This window comes from Pseudoxanthomonas mexicana (assembly GCF_001556105.1).
In the GTDB taxonomy this organism is placed as follows: Bacteria; Pseudomonadota; Gammaproteobacteria; order Xanthomonadales; family Xanthomonadaceae; genus Pseudoxanthomonas_A; species Pseudoxanthomonas_A mexicana_A.
Map to the genome: position 1 here is coordinate 82,191 of NZ_LSIF01000065.1, position 18,388 is coordinate 100,578.

The following is an 18,388-nucleotide window of genomic DNA, read 5'->3' on the forward strand; positions in this document are numbered from 1 at the left end:
GGCCCTGCCTGACGCATCCGACATCGCCATCACGCCTTACCCGTTCTCCTGCAGCGCCAGCTGCAGGTCGCGCTGGCGGCGCTTCTCCTCTCGGTACATGAACCACCAGCCGAGGAACGCCGCCACGCTCACGACCATGATCATCAGCGTCGCGAGGGCGTTGATCTTCGGGCTCAGGCCCATGCGCACGGACGAGAACACCTTCATCGGCAGCGTGGTGGAGTTGGGACCGGCGACGAAGCTGGCGATCACCACGTCGTCCAGCGACAGCGTGAACGCGAGCAGCCAGCCCGACACCAGCGCCGGCGCGATGATCGGCAGCGTGATCAGGAAGAACACCTTGATCCGGTTCGCCCCGAGGTCCATCGCCGCTTCTTCCAGCGACTTGTCGAGCTCCGACAACCGCGATGACACCACCACCGTCACGAACGCGAGGGTGAAGGTGACGTGCGCGATCCAGATCGACAGGATGCCGCGCGGCTGCAGGCCGACCACCTGGCCCAGCGACACGAACATCAGCAGGACCGACAGGCCGATGATCACCTCGGGCATCACCAGCGGCGCGGTGATCAAGGCGCCGAACAGCGTCTTGCCGGGGAACCGCCGCATGCGCGTCATCACCAGGGCGGCCATCGTGCCCAGTACCACCGCTGCCGATGCCGTCCAGAACGCGACCTTGATGCTGACCCACGCGGCCTGCAGCATCTGCTTGTCGCGGAACAGTTCGCCGTACCACTTGAACGAGAAGCCCGACCACACCGTGGCCAGGCGCGACTCGTTGAACGAGTACACCATCAGGATGAAGACCGGCACGTACAGGAAGGCGAAGCCAAGCCCCAGCACCGTCCAGTTGACGGCCCGTTGTCCGACGCGGCTCATGTCAGCCTCCCTTCCATCTCGCGCTGTTGCACCCGGTTGAAGATGAGGATCGGGATCAACAGCAGGATCAGCATGACGATCGCCACGGCCGAGGCCGCCGGCCAGTCGCGGTTGTTGAAGAACTCGCCCCACAGCACGCGTCCGATCATCAGCGTGTCCGGGCCGCCGAGCAGTTCGGGAATGACGAACTCGCCCACCGCCGGAATCATCACCAGCATGCAGCCGGCGATGATGCCGGCCTTGGACAGCGGCAGCGTGATGGCGAAGAACGCCTTCCACGGCTTCGCGCCCAGGTCGTAGGCGGCTTCCAGCAACCGCTGGTCGTGCTTCACCAGGTTGGTATACAGCGGCAGCACCATGAACGGCAGGTAGCAGTAGACGATGCCGATGTAGGCGGCCAGCGGCGTGTACAGGATCTGCAGCGGCTCGTCGATGAGGCCGATCTTCATCAGGAAATTGTTGAGCAGGCCGTTGTTCTTGAGGATGCCGATCCACGCATAGACGCGGATCAGGAACGATGTCCATGACGGCAGCACCACCAGCATCATCGCGATGTTGCGCGTCGAAGGCGGCAGCCGCGCGATGACGTAGGCGATCGGGTAGGCGATCAGCAACGCGAGGAAGGTCGAGATCGCCGCGATCTTGATGGAACTGAGATAGGCCTGGACGTATTGCGAATCGGTGAGCAACGCCGCGTAGTTGCCCAGGTTGAGCTTCAGCGTCAGCGCCTCGTCGATGTACTCGAGGATGGGCGTGTACGGCGGCATCGCGATCGCCAGCTTGGCGAACGAGATCTTCAGCACGATCAGGAACGGGATGGCGAAGAACAGCAGCAGCCACACGTAGGGCACCGAGATCACGCCCCAGCGTGGCCCCGGCAGGCGCTTGCCCAGGGAACGGAGGATGTTCATGAGGTCAGCACCACGCCGTCGTTGTCGCCCCACCACACCCAGACCTCGTCGTTCCAGGTGAGCCCTTCGCTGGCCCAGCGTTGCACGTTGGCGAAGTTGGCCATGAACTTGTAACCGCTCGGCAGGCGCACGTGGTAGACCGAATGGCTGCCGAAGTAGGCGATATCCTCGATCACGCCCTTCGCCTTGTTGTACGGCTGCGCGGGCTCAGTCTTGCCGATGCCCAGCTTCTCCGGCCGCACGGCGAACCCGACCTCCTGTCCTTCGAACCCCGAGATGCCGTGGCCGATGTAGATCGGATCCGGCAGCTGCGGCGAACGGATGGTGACGTAGTTGGCTTCGTCTTCCTCCACCGCGCCTTCGATGAGGTTGACCGAGCCGATGAACCCGGCGGCGAAGCGGCTGGTCGGTTGTTCGTAGATCTCGTCGGGCGTACCGACCTGGCGGATCCAGCCCTGGTCCATCAGCGCGATGCGGGTGGCCATGGTCATGGCCTCTTCCTGGTCGTGGGTGACCATCACGCAGGTCACGCCGGACTTCTCGATGATGCCCACCAGTTCCAGTTGCATCTGCGAGCGCAGCTTCTTGTCGAGGGCGCCCATCGGCTCGTCGAGCAGCAGCAACTTCGGGCCCTTGGCCAGCGATCGCGCCAGCGCCACGCGCTGCTGCTGGCCACCGGACAGCTGGTGAGGCTTGCGCTTGGCCAGCTTGCCGAGTTGCACGAGCGCGAGCATCTCCTCGACGCGCTTCCTGATCGCATCCTTGGACAGGCCATCCTGCTTCAGGCCGAAGGCGATGTTCTGTTCCACCGTCATGTGCGGGAACAACGCATAAGACTGGAACATCATGTTCAGCGGCCGCTCGTACGGCGGCAGGTCGTTGAGCAGTTGTCCATCCAGGTAAATCTTGCCGGACGAGGGTTTCTCGAACCCGGCCAGGCAGCGCAGCAGGGTGGACTTGCCGCTGCCCGACCCGCCGAGCAGCGCGAAGATCTCGCCCTTGCGGATGGTCAGGTTGGTGTCGTCCACCGCCACGAACCCGTCGAACTCCTTGCGCACGTCGACGATGCGCAGGTACTCCTGCGCATTCGCCTTGCCGTTCTGTCCCGCGCCGTTGCCCTGTTCTGCCGCCATGGAGTTCCCCTGGTCGCCGGGCTGCGTGGGCGCCGGCCTGGATGTGTGGGTGTGGTTATCGGCCACCGGGACGGACCTCGTCCGTCCCGGTCGCGGCGCTTACTTGCCGGTCTTCAGTTCCGTCCAGATGCGCGTGTACTGGCGGTCGACCTCGGGCGTGATGATCGCGAAGGTGAACAGCTTCGCCTCCACGTCCGGCGTCGGGTAGATCGTCGTGTCGCCGGTGATCGCCTTGTCCATCAGCGCCTTGGCCTTGGGAATGGCGTTCGGGTAGCTGATGAAGTTGGAGTTGTTGGCCATCACCTGCGGGTCCAGCAGGTAGTTGATGAAGGCATAGGCCTCATCCACGTGCTTGGCGTCCTTCGGGATGGCCAGCATGTCGAACCACTGCGGCGCGCCTTCCTTCGGGATGGCATACGCGATGGTGACGCCATTGTTGGCTTCCACCGCGCGGTCGCGCGCCTGGATGACGTCACCGGACCAGCCGAGCACCAGGCAGGTGTCGCCATTGGCCATCGCGTCGATGTATTGCGAGGAATGGAAGTTGGTGATGTACGGGCGGATCGTCTTGAGCAGCGCCGCGCCCCTGTCGATGACGGCCGGATCCTGGCTGTTCGGGTCTTCGCCCAGGTAGTTCAACGCGATCGGAATGATTTCCGAAGGCGTGTCGAGGAAGGTCACGCCGCAGTCCTTCAGCTTGCTGATGTTTTCCGGCTTGAACACCAGGTCCAGGCTGTTGGCGACGTCGGTGGTGCCAAACGCGGCCTTGACCTTGTCGACGTTGTAGCCGATGCCGGTGGTGCCCCACATGTAGGGGATCGCGTGCTGGTTGCCCGGGTCCTGGTTCTCCAGCCGCTTCATGATGGCCGGGTCGAGGTTGGCGTAGTTGGGGATCTTGCTCTTGTCCAGCGGCAGGAACACGCCGGCCTGGATCTGCCGGCCGAGGAAATTCATCGTCGGCACGACCACGTCGTAGCCGCTGCTGCCCGCCAGCAACTTCGTCTCCAGCACTTCGTTGCTGTCGAACACGTCGTACGTGACCTTGATGCCCGACTGCTTCTCGAAGTTCAGGATCGTGTCCTCGGCGATATAGTCGGACCAGTTGTAGACGTTGACCTGCTTCGCGCCGCCGCCGGCGTCGGCGCCGCCTTCACCGGCGGATTTGCCGCCACACGCGGCGAGGGTGGTACACAGGGCCAGGGCGGTTGCCAGTACGCGCAGTTTCATCAATCTCTCTCCGTTCGGCCCCCAAGGGCGGCGTGATGTGGTCCCGGACCGGCCAGGGGCCGCCGCGGGCGTGCTGTCATTGCTGTGGCGGGTTCCGTGCCGTGCTGCTCCCCTTCTCCCCTCCCCCTGTGCCGCCCCCCGCGATGCGCCGGGGAACGTCACGATGACGAAGGGCGCGTCCGTCATGGCCCGCGCCCTTGGTATTTCAGCGTCCGGTCTTCAGTTCCGTCCAGATGCGCGTGTACTGGCGATCCACTTCCGGCGGCAGCACCGCGAAGGTGAACAGCTTCGCGTCCACGTCCGCCGGCGGATAGATCGTTGGATCCTCCGAGATGCTCTTGTCGACGAGCGGCTTCGATGCCGGCACCGGGTTCGGATAGGTCACGTAGTTGGTGTTCGCGGCCGCCACCTTCGGGTCCAGCAGGTAGTTGATGAAGGCGTACGCGCTGTCGATGTTCTTGGCATCCTTCGGGATGGCCAGCATGTCGAACCACTGCGGCGCGCCTTCCTTCGGAATGGAATACGCCACGTTGACGCCATTGCCCGACTCGGCCGCGCGATCGCGTGCCTGGATGATGTCGCCCGACCAGCCCACCACCAGGCAGACGTCGCCGTTGGCGAGGTCGTTGATGTACGAGGACGAGTGGAAGTTGCGGATGTAGGGTCGGATCGACTTCAGCAGCGCGGCGGCCTTGTCGATCACCGCCGGATCGAAGCTGTGCGGGTCTTCGCCCAGGTAGTTCAACGCGATCGGGATCAGCTCCGACGGGGTGTCCAGCACGGTGATGCCGCAGTCCTTCAACTTGGCGGCATTCTCCGGCTTGAACACCACGTCCCAGCTGCCGGTCGCGGCGGTGTCGCCGAAGATGGCCTTGACCTTGTCGACGTTGTAACCGATGCCGCTGGTGCCCCACAGGTACGGCACGGCGAACTGGTTGCCCGGGTCCTGCAGCGCGATGCGCTCAAGCATCTTCGGGTCGACGTTCTTCAGGTTGGGGATCTTGCTCTTGTCCAGCGGCATGAACACGCCCGCCTGGATCTGCCGGCCCAGGAAGCTCAACGAGGGCACCACCACGTCGTAGCCGCTGCTGCCGGCGAGCAGCTTGGTCTCGACCATCTCGTCGCTGTCGAACACGTCGTAGGTGACCTTGACGCCCGACTGCTGCTCGAAGTTCGGGATGGTGTCTTCAGCGATGTAGTCGGACCAGTTGTAGACGTTCAGCGCCTTGGAGGGCGTGCCATCGGCGGCCGCTCCGTCCTTGCCGCCACAGGCCGCCAACAGGGTGGCGGCCAGCATGACGGTGAGGGTCTTGAGCTTCATCAGGGTCTCCATGCAACAGGATCGGGGGATGGAACCATCATACGCCCGGGCCGCGACGCTGTGACGCAGCGCACGGTCGGTTCGATCACGTTACATCCCGAGGTCCGTCGCGGTGTCGTTGAGCGCCTTCCACGTCTTCTCGAACAGTTCGTCGACCTGCGCGCGCGTGATGACCAACGGCGGCGACAGCAGCATCGCGTCCCAGGTCGCGCGCAGGATCAGCCCGTGCTTCAGCGCGTGGTCGCGACAGCGCGGACCGACCGTGCCGCGCTCGGGGAAGAACGCGCGCTTGCCCTTGTCCGGCACCAGTTCCAGTGCGCCGACCATACCGGCGATGCGCGCCTGCCCGACCAGGCGATGCTCGCCCAGCTCCGCCCAACGCTGCGCCAGGTAGGGCGCGATCTCGTTCTTCGCCGTCTCGACGATCTTCTCGTCCTGCAGGATGCGGATGTTTTCCAGTGCCACCGCCGCGCAGACGGGATGGCCGGAGTACGTGGCGCCATGCGCCAGTTCGCCGCCCTGCTCCTTCAGTACCTTCGCCACGCGGTCGTTGAACATCGCCGCGCCCAGCGGGATGTAACCGGAGGTGATGCCCTTGGCCACCGGCATGATGTCCGGCTGGAAGCCGAAGTACTGCGAGCCGAACCACTCGCCGGTGCGACCGAAGCCGCAGATGACTTCGTCGGCCACCAGCAGCACGTCGTACTGCCGGCAGATGCGTTCGATCTCGGGCCAGTAGGTGCTCGGCGGGATGTAGACGCCGATGGCGCCCATGATCGGCTCGCCGATGAAGGCGGCCACGCGGTCCGGACCAAGTTCGAGGATCTTCTGTTCCAGCCGGCGCGCCGCGACCAGGCCGTACTCGTCTTCGGACAGGTCGCCGCCATCGGAAAACCAGAACGGCGGATCGATGTGGTGGATGTCCGGGATCGGCAGACCGCCCTGCTTGTGCATGCCCTTCATGCCACCGAGGCTGGCGCCGGCCATCGTGGTGCCGTGGTAGCCGTCGTGGCGGCCGATGAAGATGTTCTTCTGCGGCTGGTCCTGCACCGCCCAGAAGTGGCGGACCATGCGCAGGATGGTGTCGTTGGCTTCCGAACCGGAATTGACGAAGAAGGAGTGGTTGAGGTCGCCCGGTGCCAGTTCGGCCAGCTTGGCGGCCAGTGCGATGGTCGGCTCGGTCGTGCACTGGAAGAAGCTGTTGTAGTAGGCCAGCTGCGTCATCTGCTTCGACGCCACCTCGCCCAGTTCCTTGCGCCCATAGCCGACGTTGACGCACCACAAACCGGCGAACGCATCGAGCAGCTGGTTGCCGTCGGCGTCCCAGACGTAGCAGCCTTCGCCCTTGGTCAGGATGCGCGTGCCCTTCTTGGCCAGCGCGGCGTTGTCGTTGAACGGATGCAGGTGGTGCTCGGCGTCGAGCTTCTGCAGGGTGCGGGTGTCGAGTTGGGTCATGTGAAGCTCCAAAATTGAGCCCCTCTCCCACCGGGAGAGGGGTTGGGGTGAGGGGCGATGGAGTCCAGACCATTTAAGCGTCATGACTCCGTTCACCCCTCATCCGGCGCTGCGCGCCACCTTCTCCCGAAGGGAGAAGTGCACAGCATTCAGACGTTCAACAACAGGAATTCCCGCTCCCACGAACTGATCACGCGGAAGAAGGTCTCGTATTCCTTGCGCTTGACCGAGACATAGGCGCGCACGAAGCGTGCGCCCATCAGCTCCTGCAGCGGCTTGCTGCCTTCCAGTTCGTCCAGCGCCTCGCCCAGCGAGCGCGGCAGCTCGAAGCCGATGTCCTGCGCGCTGCTGGCCAGCGGCTCGGTCGGCTTCAGCTGCTCGCGGATGCCCAGCAGGCCGCAGGCCAGCGTGGCGGCCATGGCGAGGTAGGGATTGGCGTCGGACCCGGCGAAGCGGCTTTCCACGCGCATGTTCTCCGGCGTGTCCATCGGCACGCGCAGGCCGCAGGTGCGGTTGTCGTAGCCCCACTGCACGTTGATCGGCGCGACCTGGCCCAGCGCCAGCCGGCGGTAGGAATTGACGTTGGGGCCGAAGAACGCCATCGCCATCGGCACGTACTTCTGCAGGCCGGCCAGGTAATGCCCGAACAGCTTGCTGCCCTTGCCTTCGCTCTTGCCGGTGAACACGTTGCGACCGGTCTTGATGTCCAGCAGGCTCTGGTGGATGTGCATGGCGCTGCCGGGCTCGTTCTCCATCGGCTTGGCCAGGAAGGTCGCGTACACGCCATGGCGCATCGCCGCTTCGCGCATCGTGCGCTTGAACAGGAACACCTGGTCGGCGCGCGACAGCGCATCATCATGGGTGAAATTGACTTCCAGCTGCGCGGCGCCGGATTCGTGGATCAAGGTATCCACGTCCAGCTCCATGGCATCGCAGTAGTCGTACATCAGGTCAAGGATGGGATCGAACTCGTTGACCGCATCGATGGAGTACGACTGCCGTGCCGTCTCCGGGCGACCCGAACGTCCGGCGGGCGGCAGCAGCGGGAAGTCGGGATCGGTGTTCTTCTGCACCAGGAAGAATTCCAGTTCCGGCGCGACGACCGGTCGCAAGCCTTCCTTTTCGTACGCTGCCAGCACCCGACGCAGCACGTTGCGCGGTGCCAGGTCATGCGGCTTGCCATCCTTGGTATGGCAGTCGTGGATCACCTGCGCGGTGGGATCGGTCGCCCACGGCACCATGCGCACCGTGTCGGGATCGGGCCGCAGGAACATGTCCGAGTCCGACGGCGAGGTCAGGTCGTAGTAATCGTCCGGGTAATCGCCGGTGACGGTGGTGGCGAAGATGCCTTCCGGCAGGCGCGTACCGTAGTCGTGGCTGAACTTGTCGGCGGGGATGATCTTGCCGCGCGCGATGCCGGTGATGTCGGGCACCAGGCATTCCACCTCGGTGATGCTGCGCTCCCTCAACCAGCGGCGCAGGGAGCTGTCGGCCGGTTCGGCATCGGCGGTTTTCTTTTTTCGTTGCGTCTGTTTCTGACTCATGGGAAGGACGGTCCTGGGAGGGAAAAGGCCGGCAAGGCTGCCGGTCGCCTGCAGAACGGGCGCGTCAGCGCCCGCCCTCCCATGGCGGAGGATGCCGCCGCTTCATGCCGCCACGCTCCGTCGCGCCGCACGGACGCGGCAGGCATCGCCGAAGGCGCGGAAGATGGACAGGTAGAAGGGGTTCTCCGCCACCTTCCATTCCGGGTGCCATTGCACCGCGAGCATGAAGACCGGCCCATCGCGGCGGAACGCTTCGATCAGGCCATCCGGCGCCTGCGCTTCGACGACCAGGCCCTCGCCCAGCCGGCGCACGCCCTGGCCATGCAGCGAATTGACCGTGGCCCGCGTATCGCCGACCAGCGTGGCGAGCAGGCCGCCCGGCACCAGCGCGACCTCGTGCGCCGGTCCGTACTGCACGTCGAGCGGATCGTCCTTGTTCTCGCGGTGGTCCATGAAACCGGGCTGCTCGTGCACCTTCTGGTACAGGCTGCCGCCGAAGGCGACGTTGACCTCCTGGAAGCCACGGCAGATCGCCAGCACCGGCACGCCCAGCTCGATCGCGAGCGGAATCAGCGGCAGGTTGGTGGCATCGCGACGCGGGTCCAGCAGGTTCCCCTCGTAGCTGGATTCGTCGCTGTAGTGATGCGGTTCGATGTTGCTCACCGCGCCGGTCAGCAGCAGGCCGTCGAGGCCGTCGAGCACCTGACGCAGCGGCAGGACGGGATCCAGCGTGGGCACCAGCAACGGCAGGCAACCCGCCCCGTCCACCACGGCGCGGACGTACTTCTCGCCGACGGCAAGGAAGGGATGCGCACCGATTTGCTTGTGGTCGGTCGGCAGACCGACCCGCGGCAGCGGGGTCATGCAGGAAGCCCGAAGTGGCTTGCCGGCACGTTAACCCGGCCGTTTTATTTTTACAACACGAACGCCTCGCACGAGGTTTATGGCGCTGATATGGTGCGTTGCGGCACCAATTTCGGGCATTTAAGGCGATTACGGAAAGATGTGCGTTGAGTATTCTTGACGCACCGGTGGCTCTGCTAAGCTCCGCCGCAGTCTCCTGGATGACCCTCATGCGCCCCGATTCCGCTGCGCCTTCCCTGCCCGATGACGACGCCGCCACGCTGGCCGCGCTCCCCGACTGCGAGCAGGTCGACCTGCTGCTGCCGGACATGAATGGCCTGCTGCGCGGCAAACGGATTACCCGTGATGCGCTGGAGAAGGTCTACCGCGATGGCGTCTGCCTGCCGATGTCGCTGATCGCCACCGACATCACCGGCAACACGGTGGAGGAAACCGGGCTGGGCTACGACATCGGCGACGAGGACCGCATCTGCCGGCCGGTGCCGGGTTCGCTGCGCCCGGTGCCGTGGTCGCCGCGCCCGGCAGCGCAGTTGCTGCTGAGCATGGAAGACGCGCAGGGCGGCATGTTCGACGCCAACCCGCGCGAAGTGCTCAAGCGCGTGCTCGCGCGGTACGCCGCACGCGGCCTGAAGCCGGTGGTCGCGGTGGAACTGGAGTTCTACCTGTTCGACCAGCGCCTGGACGACGCGGGCCGGCCGCGCACCTCGCTCAATCCGGTGACGGGCGTGCGAAACACCAGCACGCAGGTCTACTACATGGAAGACCTCAACGATTACCGCGGCTTCACCGACGGCGTGGCCGCCGCCTGCCGCGCGCAACGCATTCCGGCCGACACCGCCGTGGCGGAGTACGCACCGGGCCAGTTCGAGATCAACCTCAAGCACCGCGACGACGCCCTGCTCGCCTGCGACGACGCCATCTACCTGAAGCGCGCGATCAAGGCGGTGGCGCAGCAGCAAGGACTGATGGCCAGCTTCATGGCCAAGCCCTTCGCCGAACAGGCGGGCAGCGGCATGCATATCCACGCCAGCGTGCTGGATGCGGACGGCCGCAACATCTTCGCCTCGCCGCAGACGGCGCCGGCCGCCGCGCTGAAGCATGCCATCGGTGGCCTGCAACGCAGTGACCAGGATGCCCTGCTGCTGTTCGCCCCGCACGCCAACAGCTACCGGCGCTTCGTGCTGAATGCGTTCGTGCCGCTCAACGATGTGTGGGGCTACAACAACCGCACCGTCGCCATGCGCATCCCGCACAGCGACGAGGCCAACACGCGCATCGAACACCGCATCGCCGGCGCCGACGCCAACATCTACCTGGTCACCGCCGCCGTGCTGGCCGGCATGCTGCACGGCATGGAACAGGGCTTCGATCCCGGCCCGCCGATCACCGGCAACGCCTACGACCAGACCGAGATCCGCACGCCGTTCTGGCGCGAGGCGATCGGGTCGTTCATGGGCAGCGAGTTCATCCGCGAGCAGTTCGGCACGTCGTTCCAGCACATCTACGGCCAGCAGAAGCTCAAGGAGATGCACAGCTTCTACACCGAGGTGACCGACCTGGAATACGCGTGGTATCTGCGGTCGGTGTGATGGGGTCGACCGCCAGCACACCCTCCGTCCCGCAGAGGCGGTTCGGGCATGTTTCGAAGTTCATGCAGGCATCCATACTCCTTGCGAGCTTGGCTCCGTTGACCGCGCTTGCCTGCAGTTGCGCCATCGGGCTCGAGCCGAGAACCGCCTACAGCGCCTCCGAGAACGTCGCCGTCGTCCGCGTCATGTCGAGCCGTCTCGTCTCGGAAGCAGTGGAGGGTGAAAGCTTCGATGCGGCATCCGACGACGAGTCCCCGGCACGTTCGATCACGACGCGGGAACATGTCGCCGCGACGGGGCGCGTCGTCAAGCAATTGAAAGGGCGACCACGGACCAACCTGCTTATCGAGACGAGCAGCTTTGGCGGCACGTGCTCCTTGTCGCCACATGTCGGGTACACCTATGTCGTCTTCTGGGATGGCGCGTCCGCCAGCCATAGCAACTGCTGGCAACAGCCGTTGCTGCACGAAGTCCCGGACGACCTGATGCGGCAGTGGGACAGGTCTGCTCCCCCGCCCTCGAGCTCACGATGACACCCACCGCCGACAAGCATCGCTATCCCGACAGCTGGTACGCCGCCAGCGCCACCCCGCTGCCAGCTCAACCAGCGTTGCAGGGCCGCATCGACGCCGATGTCTGCATCCTCGGCGCCGGCTACACCGGCCTGTCGGCGGCACTGGAGCTTGCCGAAGCCGGTTACAGGGTCGTCGTGCTGGAAGCCGAGCGCATCAGCTGGGGCGCGTCGGGACGCAACGGCGGCCAGGCGATCGCCGGCTTCGGCTGCGGCGAGGCCAAGCTGGAAGCGCTGGTCGGCTTCGACGACGCGAAGAAGATGTTCGACCTGTCCGTGGACGGCCTGCGCTGGCTGCGCGGCCGCATCGACCGCCACGACATCGACTGCGACTGGCGCGACGGCCATGCCACCGTGCCGATCAAGCCGCGCCAGCAGCGCGACGTGGAAGAGGCCGTCGAGGACTTCAACACCCGCTACCACCACCCCGTGCAATGGTGGGACCGCGAGCGCCTGCGCAGCGAACTCGCCAGCGACCGTTACCTGGGCGCGATGTACGACCCCGTCAGCGGCCACCTGCACCCGCTGGCCTATGCGCTGGGGCTCGGACGCGCCGCGCTGGACGCCGGTGTCCGCATCTTCGAAGGTTCCCGCGTGACGGAGCTCGTGCGGGGCGCGCGGCCGGTACTGAAGACCGCACAGGGCGAGGTCGTCTGCGACACCGCGATCCTGGCCGGCAATGCCTTGCTGCGCGGCATCGCGCCGGAACTGGAGGCGCGGATGATGCCGGTGGGCACCTACATCGCCGCCACCCCGCCACTCGGCGAAGCCCGTGCACGCGACCTGATCCGCAACGACATGGCGGTGGCCGACACCAACTGGGCGCTGGACTACTTCCGCCTCGGCCGCGACCACCGCCTGCTGTTCGGCGGCCGCGCCAGCTATTCGACGATGACCCCGCCCAACCTGCGCGGCGTGATGACGCGGCGCATGCACCGCGTCTTCCCGCAGCTGCGCGATGTCGGCATCGAATACCTCTGGGGCGGGATGATCGACATCTCGCTCAACCGGGCGCCGCACTGGGGACGGCTGTCGCCGAACCTGTACTTCGCCCAGGGCTTTTCGGGCCACGGCCTGATCGCGTCGGGACTGGCCGGCACCCTGATCGCCGAGGCGATCCGCGGCCAATCCGAGCGGCTGGACCTGTTCGCGAAAATCGATCACTACCCGTTCCCCGGCGGGCGCGCGCTGCGCACGCCGATGCTGGTGGCCGCCATGGCCTGGTTCAAGCTGCGCGACGCACTGTGGTAAGGCCGGACGCGGACATGGCAGTTTCGTGACGGCGCTCTCAAGTCCTGCCGATTCACGCCGATACAGGTGACAGGAACCTTCCTGCGGCGTTCGAGAGCATGTCCCAACCGCAACGCGTCACGTCCACTGCCCCCGGCCAACACGCCCTGCCCCAGCGCATCCTGGTGGTGGAGAACTCGCGTACGCACGCGCGACTGATCGGCGAGGCCATCGAGCAGAAGTTGAGCCTGCCGGTGGTCTACGCGTCCACGCTGGCGGAAGCGCGCGCGACCCTGGAAAAGCACCCCGACTGGTTCATGGTGGTCACCAGCCTGGTGCTGGCCGACGGCAGCCACGACGACGTGGTCGAGTTCTTCCTGTCGCGGCAGTTGCCGACGGTGGTGGTCAGCGGCGTCTACGACGACACCCTGCGCGAGCAGGTGCTGCGCCGGCAGGTCGTCGACTACGTGCTCAAGAACACCCCCGGCAGCATCGACTACCTGGTCTGGCTGGTGCAGCGACTGGAGCGCAACCGGCGCATCGCCGCGCTGATCGTCGACGACTCCCGTTCCGCCCGCCAGCATGCGGCGGCGCTGCTGTCGATGTACGGCTTCCGCGTGGTGGAAGCGGCCGACGGCGAAGCCGGCCTGGCGATGCTGGACGCCAATCCCGACATCCGCCTGGCCATCGTCGACCAGGAAATGCCCGGGATGAAGGGGCACGAATTCACCCGCCGCCTGCGTGCCCGCCATGCGCGCGACCATCTGGCGATCATCGGCATTTCCGGCACCAGCGACGGCAGCCTGGTGCCGCGCTTCCTGAAGAGCGGCGCCAACGATTTCCTGCACAAGCCGTTCTCGCGCGAAGAGTTCTTCTGCCGCGTCTCGCAGAACATCGACCAGTTGGAACTGATCGGCACGCTGCAGGATCTCGCTACGCGCGACTTCCTCACCGGCCTGCCGAACCGCCGTCATTTTCTAGCCGAGTGCCACGCCCTGCTACCGAACACGCTGGGCCGGCAGCAGGCGGTCACCGCGGCCATCATCGACATCGACCACTTCAAGCACATCAACGACACCTATGGCCACGAAGCCGGCGACGTCGCGCTGAAGGCCGTCGCGCAGGCCATCGCACGCCATGCCGGCTCGCAGGACCTGGTCGCCCGCTTCGGCGGCGAGGAGTTCTGCGCGCTGGTGCCGTACCTGGGCGAGAGCGAGTCGGTCGACTACTTCGAATCGCTGCGCGCCACGATCGAGGCGCTGGAAGTCGATGTCGGCAGCCACAAGCTGCGCATGACGGTCAGCATCGGCGTGTTCCGTACCCGCTTCCCTGGCCAGACCCTCAACCACCTGATCAGCGAAGCCGACCGCCGCCTCTACCTGGCCAAGGCCGGCGGCCGCAACCGGGTGATCTCCAGCGGCTGATCCGCCTGCGACCACCGGACGCAGCATTGATCCCGATCAATGCCGCGACGCGGGCGCACACCTAGATTTCCCCTGCATTCCGGCATCCGCCGGCAGGGGACACACACATGACACTGCTGATCTGGCAGGACGACATGGACACGGGCATCGACATCATCGATGGCCAGCACCGCCGCATCGTGGAGATGATCAACCACCTCCACGTGACCCAGAAATCGATGGAACGCTTCGCCGTCGGCGAGGTGATCGACGAGCTGGTCGACTACACGTTGTCGCACTTCGCCTTCGAGGAAGAGCTGATGGAAGAGGCCGGCTACCCGTTCAGTGCCGCGCACCGGCGCGTGCATGAGGTGTTCACCAAACGTGTGTCCGAGTACCGCCTGCGCTTCGAGGCCGGCGAGGACATTGTGGACGAACTGCGCAGCATGCTGTCGCGCTGGCTGTTCAACCATATCCGCAACGACGACAAGGCCTATGCGGACTCGGTGAAGCGGCACCTCAACCAGTTCGTGCGCGACCACCAGCAAGGCGGTTGGCTGAGCCGCACCGTCAGGCGATTGTTCGGTTAACGGGACGTCCCGCGTCGCGGCATGACCAGCAACGCCAGCAACGTCATCGCGGCCATCGCCGCCAGATACCAGCCGACCGACGCCAGCCCGTAGCGCTCGCCCAACCGCGTCGCGATGTACGGTGCAGGCGACGCACCGAGGATGCCGGCCAGGTTGAACGCCAGCGACGCGCCGGTGTAGCGGACGGCCGTCGGGAACATCTCCGCGAGGATCGTGCCGCAGGGGCCGTAGGTCAGGCCCATCGCGCCCAGTCCCAATGCCAGGAACGCCAGCACGCCCAGGTCGCTGCCCGATTCCAGTAGCGGCGCGAACAGGAAGCCGAAGCCGATGATCAGCACCGTGGCGACGATCATCGCGTTGCGCCGGCCGAACCGGTCCGCGTACAGCGCCGATACCGGGATGGTCAGCGCGAAGAACAGCACGCCGACCATCTGCAGCATCAGGAAATGCTCGCGCGTGTAGCCCAGCTTGGACGTACCCCAGCTCAGCGCGAACACCGTCATCAGGTAGAACAGTACGAACGTGGCGACCAGCGCGAAGGTGCCGGTCACCAGCGCGAACGGATGCTCGCGGATGGTGGTCAGCATCGGCACCTTGACGCGCTCGCCCTGGTCCAGCGTCTTCTGGAAATCCGGCGTCTCGGCGATGCTCAGCCGTACCCACAGGCCGACGAACACCAGCACTGCGCTGGCGACGAACGGGATGCGCCAGCCCCAGGCGAGGAACTGCGCATCGCTCATCACCTCGGTCAGCAGCAGGAAGATGCCGGTCGAACACAGGAAGCCCAGCGGTGCACCGAGCTGTGGAAACATGCCGTACCACGCCCGCTTGCCGGGCGGCGCATTCTCGGTCGCCAGCAGCACGGCCCCACCCCATTCGCCGCCCAGGCCGATGCCCTGCCCGAAGCGGCACAGCGCGAGCAGTGCCGGCGCCAGGATGCCGACCTGCGCATAGGTCGGCAGCAGGCCGATCAGCACGGTGGAAATGCCCATCGTCAGCAACGCCGCCACCAGGGTCGCCTTGCGGCCGATGCGGTCACCGAAGTGGCCGAACAACGCCGAACCCACCGGGCGTGCGATGAAGGCCAGCGCGAAGGTGGCGAAGGACTGCAGCGTCGCGGTGGTCGGATCGCTCTGCGGGAAGAACAGGTGCGGGAACACCAGCACCGCCGCCGTCGCGTAGATGTAGAAATCGAAGAACTCGATGGTCGTGCCGATCAGGCTGGCGAACAGCACGCGCCCGGGCGAGTTGGTGGGCGCGGCAACGGCGGCAGTGGCGGTCATGGACGGGCCAGTCGGAGGGACGGGGCGATTCTGGCAGAACCGGAGGAACGACGTGGGAGCGACGTCAGTCGCGAAAAAACCTCAGCGCAACGGAGACATTCATCGCGACTGACGTCGCTCCCACGCGAAGCATGATCAGCTGCCCAGGTTGATCCAGGTCGCCTTCATTTCCGTGTACTTGTCGAAGGCGTGCAACGACTTGTCGCGGCCGTTGCCGGATTGCTTGTAGCCGCCGAACGGCGCGGTCATGTCGCCGCCATCCCAGTAGTTCACCCACACGCTGCCGGCGCGCAGCGTGCGCGCGACGCGATGCGCGCGGCTGATGTCGCGCGTCCACACACCGGCGGCGAGGCCGTACTCGCTGTCGTTCGCCATGCGCAGGGCGTCTTCCTCGCGGTCGAATCCGATCACCGACAGCACCGGGCCAAAGATCTCCTCGCGGCTGATGGTGTGCTCGTGCGCGACGTCGTCGAACACGGTCGGCTCGATGTAGCAGCCGCCGGCTTCCACGTCGGCGCGCGTTCCGCCCAGCGCCAGCCGGGCACCTTCGGCCTTGCCCTTCTCGATGTACTCCAGCACGCGCTGCGTCTGCCCCTCGTCGACCATCGCGCCCATCGGCGCGCCCGGATCGAGCGGATGGCGCGGACGCATCGCCTTGCCGGCCTCGACGACGCGGGCGACGAACTCGTCCTTGATCGAGCGTTCCACCAGCAGGCGCGAGGCCGCCGTGCAGACCTCACCCTGGTTGTAGAAGATGCCGCCCGCCGCCGCCTTCGCGGCCACCTCAAGATCATGCGCGTCGGCGAACACGATGTTCGGGCTCTTGCCGCCGCACTCCATGTACGCGCGCTTCATGTTCGACAGCCCGGCGCATTGCAGCAGCCGCTTGCCGACCGCGGTCGACCCGGTGAACACCAGGCCGTCCACGTCCATGTGCAGCGCCAGCGGCTCGCCCGCGGTCTTGCCGAAACCCGGCACCACGTTCAGCACGCCGGCGGGGATGCCGGCCTCGATCGCGATCTCGGCCAGGCGGATCGCGGTGAGCGGCGATTTCTCCGAGGGCTTGAGCACGATGGAGTTGCCCGTCGCCAGCGCCGGCGCCAGTTTCCATGACGCCATCAGCAGCGGGAAATTCCACGGCACGATCGCGCCGACCACGCCCAGCGGCTCGCGCGTGATCAGGCCCAGTTCGTCCGGCCCCGTCGCGGCGACTTCGCCATACACCTTGTCCAGCGCCTCGGCGGTCCAGCCCATGCAGCGGATGGTCGCGGCCAGGTCGACGCTGCGCGCATCGCTGACCGGCTTGCCCATGTCCAGCGACTCCAGCAGCGCCAGTTCGTCCGCATAACGCTCGATCAGCTGGGTGAACTTCAGCAGTACCTTCTTGCGGTGGGTCGGACGCGCATTCGACCACGCGCCGGCATCGAAGCTGCGGCGCGCCGCCGCGACGGCGCGGTTGATGTCCTCTTCCTGCCCGTCGGCCACCTGGCCCAACACGCGACCGTCGATGGGACTGATGCAATCGAACGTCTTGCCGGCCGCGGCATCGACATACTTGCCGTCGATGAAGGCCTGCGTGCGGATCGACAATCCGGCAGCCATCGCCTGCCAGTCCTGTTGCGTGCGGGGTGCGGTCATGGGATCTCCTGGTGGGTTCCCTTCTCCCACCGGGAGAAGGTGGCGCATAGCGCCGGATGAGGGTGTGGCGGGATCCGGGACGCCGGAACTGCACCGGCTTCGCCGCACCCTCACCCCAACCCCTCTCCCGACAGGAGAGGGGCTCGAATCATCTAGAACGTCGCCGGTGTGTTGGCGCTGACGATCACCGCATCGACCTCGCCGACATTGCGGAACCGGTGCGGTACGCGGCTTTCGAAGTAGTAGCCCTCGCCCGCCCTGAGCACGCGGACCTGGTCGCCGACGGTCACCTCGATCTCGCCGGCGATCACCACCCCCCCTTCTTCGCCGTCATGCGCCAGCATGCTGTCGCCGGTGTCGCTGCCCGGCGGCATGACCTCGCGCAGGATGCACATCTGCCGCTGCGGACGATGCTGGCCGACAAGGAAATAGTGGATGCCATTGCTGCCTACGTCCGGCAGCTCGTCCGCTACATAGAACGGGCTGTCGGGCAGGCCTTTTTCCAGTTCAAGGGTGAAGAAGTCGGCCAGCGAGATCGGAATGCCGTCCAGCACCTTCTTCAGCGAGCTGACCGACGGGCTGACCTTGTTCTGCTCGATCAACGAGATGGTGCTGTTGGTGACGCCCACGCGCTTGGCCAGCTCGCGCTGGCTGAGGTCTTTGGATTTGCGGACCAGTTGCAGGCGTGCGCCGATGTCCATCACCACCCTTGCCGGGAGACCGAAGTGTTGCGGGATACTTTACACCCCG

16 protein-coding genes are annotated in these 18,388 nt (G+C 65.8%); 5 read left to right on the forward strand and 11 right to left on the reverse strand.

The window, feature by feature from the left end; translation table 11 throughout:
- Nucleotides 1-36: 36 nt before the first annotated feature.
- From AX730_RS12010 to AX730_RS12045, 8 genes are all read right to left on the reverse strand, one after another.
- On the reverse strand, nt 37-879 hold the full coding sequence (locus AX730_RS12010) for an ABC transporter permease subunit (RefSeq protein WP_062356725.1): 843 nt from the start codon (nt 877-879) through the stop codon (nt 37-39).
- On the reverse strand, nt 876-1,790 hold the full coding sequence (locus AX730_RS12015) for an ABC transporter permease subunit (protein WP_198147171.1): 915 nt from the start codon (nt 1,788-1,790) through the stop codon (nt 876-878). Before AX730_RS12015 ends, AX730_RS12010 begins: the two co-directional genes overlap by 4 nt.
- Nucleotides 1,787-2,923, reverse strand: a complete 1,137-nt coding sequence (locus AX730_RS12020) for an ABC transporter ATP-binding protein (protein WP_062356728.1) — start codon at nt 2,921-2,923, stop codon at nt 1,787-1,789. Before AX730_RS12020 ends, AX730_RS12015 begins: the two co-directional genes overlap by 4 nt.
- Nucleotides 2,924-3,022: 99 nt before the next feature.
- A complete protein-coding gene (locus AX730_RS12025) occupies nt 3,023-4,150 on the reverse strand; it encodes a polyamine ABC transporter substrate-binding protein (protein WP_062356730.1) in 1,128 nt (375 codons plus the stop codon).
- 205 nt (nt 4,151-4,355) lie between these two features.
- Complete coding sequence (locus AX730_RS12030; protein WP_062356945.1) at nt 4,356-5,471, reverse strand: polyamine ABC transporter substrate-binding protein; 1,116 nt, start codon at nt 5,469-5,471, stop codon at nt 4,356-4,358.
- A gap of 90 nt (nt 5,472-5,561) precedes the next feature.
- Nucleotides 5,562-6,926 (reverse strand): aspartate aminotransferase family protein, encoded by a 1,365-nt coding sequence (locus AX730_RS12035; RefSeq protein WP_062356733.1) that lies wholly within the window; start codon nt 6,924-6,926, stop codon nt 5,562-5,564.
- 149 nt (nt 6,927-7,075) lie between these two features.
- Nucleotides 7,076-8,470 carry a glutamine synthetase family protein gene (locus AX730_RS12040; protein WP_062356736.1) on the reverse strand — a complete coding sequence of 465 codons (1,395 nt, stop codon included), beginning with the start codon at nt 8,468-8,470 and terminating at the stop codon, nt 7,076-7,078.
- Between the two features lie 102 nt (nt 8,471-8,572).
- Nucleotides 8,573-9,334 (reverse strand): gamma-glutamyl-gamma-aminobutyrate hydrolase family protein, encoded by a 762-nt coding sequence (locus AX730_RS12045; protein ID WP_062356738.1) that lies wholly within the window; start codon nt 9,332-9,334, stop codon nt 8,573-8,575.
- A 209-nt stretch (nt 9,335-9,543) separates the two neighbouring features.
- Here AX730_RS12045 and AX730_RS12050 point away from each other — a divergent pair, with 209 nt between their 5' ends.
- From AX730_RS12050 to AX730_RS12070, 5 genes are all read left to right on the forward strand, one after another.
- On the forward strand, nt 9,544-10,923 hold the full coding sequence (locus AX730_RS12050) for a glutamine synthetase family protein (RefSeq protein ID WP_062356741.1): 1,380 nt from the start codon (nt 9,544-9,546) through the stop codon (nt 10,921-10,923).
- Between the two features lie 98 nt (nt 10,924-11,021).
- Entirely contained in the window at nt 11,022-11,456 is a 435-nt protein-coding gene (locus AX730_RS12055; protein WP_157074221.1) for a hypothetical protein, read from the forward strand.
- Nucleotides 11,453-12,745: an NAD(P)/FAD-dependent oxidoreductase gene (locus AX730_RS12060; RefSeq protein ID WP_062356746.1), complete on the forward strand. Its 1,293-nt coding sequence runs from the start codon at nt 11,453-11,455 to the stop codon at nt 12,743-12,745. Before AX730_RS12055 ends, AX730_RS12060 begins: the two co-directional genes overlap by 4 nt.
- A gap of 98 nt (nt 12,746-12,843) precedes the next feature.
- On the forward strand, nt 12,844-14,148 hold the full coding sequence (locus AX730_RS12065; RefSeq protein WP_062356749.1) for a diguanylate cyclase: 1,305 nt from the start codon (nt 12,844-12,846) through the stop codon (nt 14,146-14,148).
- 107 nt (nt 14,149-14,255) lie between these two features.
- Complete coding sequence (locus AX730_RS12070; RefSeq protein ID WP_062356750.1) at nt 14,256-14,717, forward strand: bacteriohemerythrin; 462 nt, start codon at nt 14,256-14,258, stop codon at nt 14,715-14,717.
- Here the strand turns inward: AX730_RS12070 and AX730_RS12075 are convergent.
- The 3 genes from AX730_RS12075 to AX730_RS12085 form a co-directional block, all read right to left on the reverse strand.
- On the reverse strand, nt 14,714-16,000 hold the full coding sequence (locus AX730_RS12075; protein WP_062356753.1) for an MFS transporter: 1,287 nt from the start codon (nt 15,998-16,000) through the stop codon (nt 14,714-14,716). The genes AX730_RS12070 and AX730_RS12075 overlap by 4 nt on opposite strands.
- A gap of 135 nt (nt 16,001-16,135) precedes the next feature.
- Nucleotides 16,136-17,638: an aldehyde dehydrogenase gene (locus tag AX730_RS12080; RefSeq protein WP_062356755.1), complete on the reverse strand. Its 1,503-nt coding sequence runs from the start codon at nt 17,636-17,638 to the stop codon at nt 16,136-16,138.
- Nucleotides 17,639-17,790: 152 nt separating this feature from the next.
- Entirely contained in the window at nt 17,791-18,339 is a 549-nt protein-coding gene (locus AX730_RS12085; protein WP_062356758.1) for a cupin domain-containing protein, read from the reverse strand.
- Between the last annotated feature and the right edge of the window lie 49 nt (nt 18,340-18,388).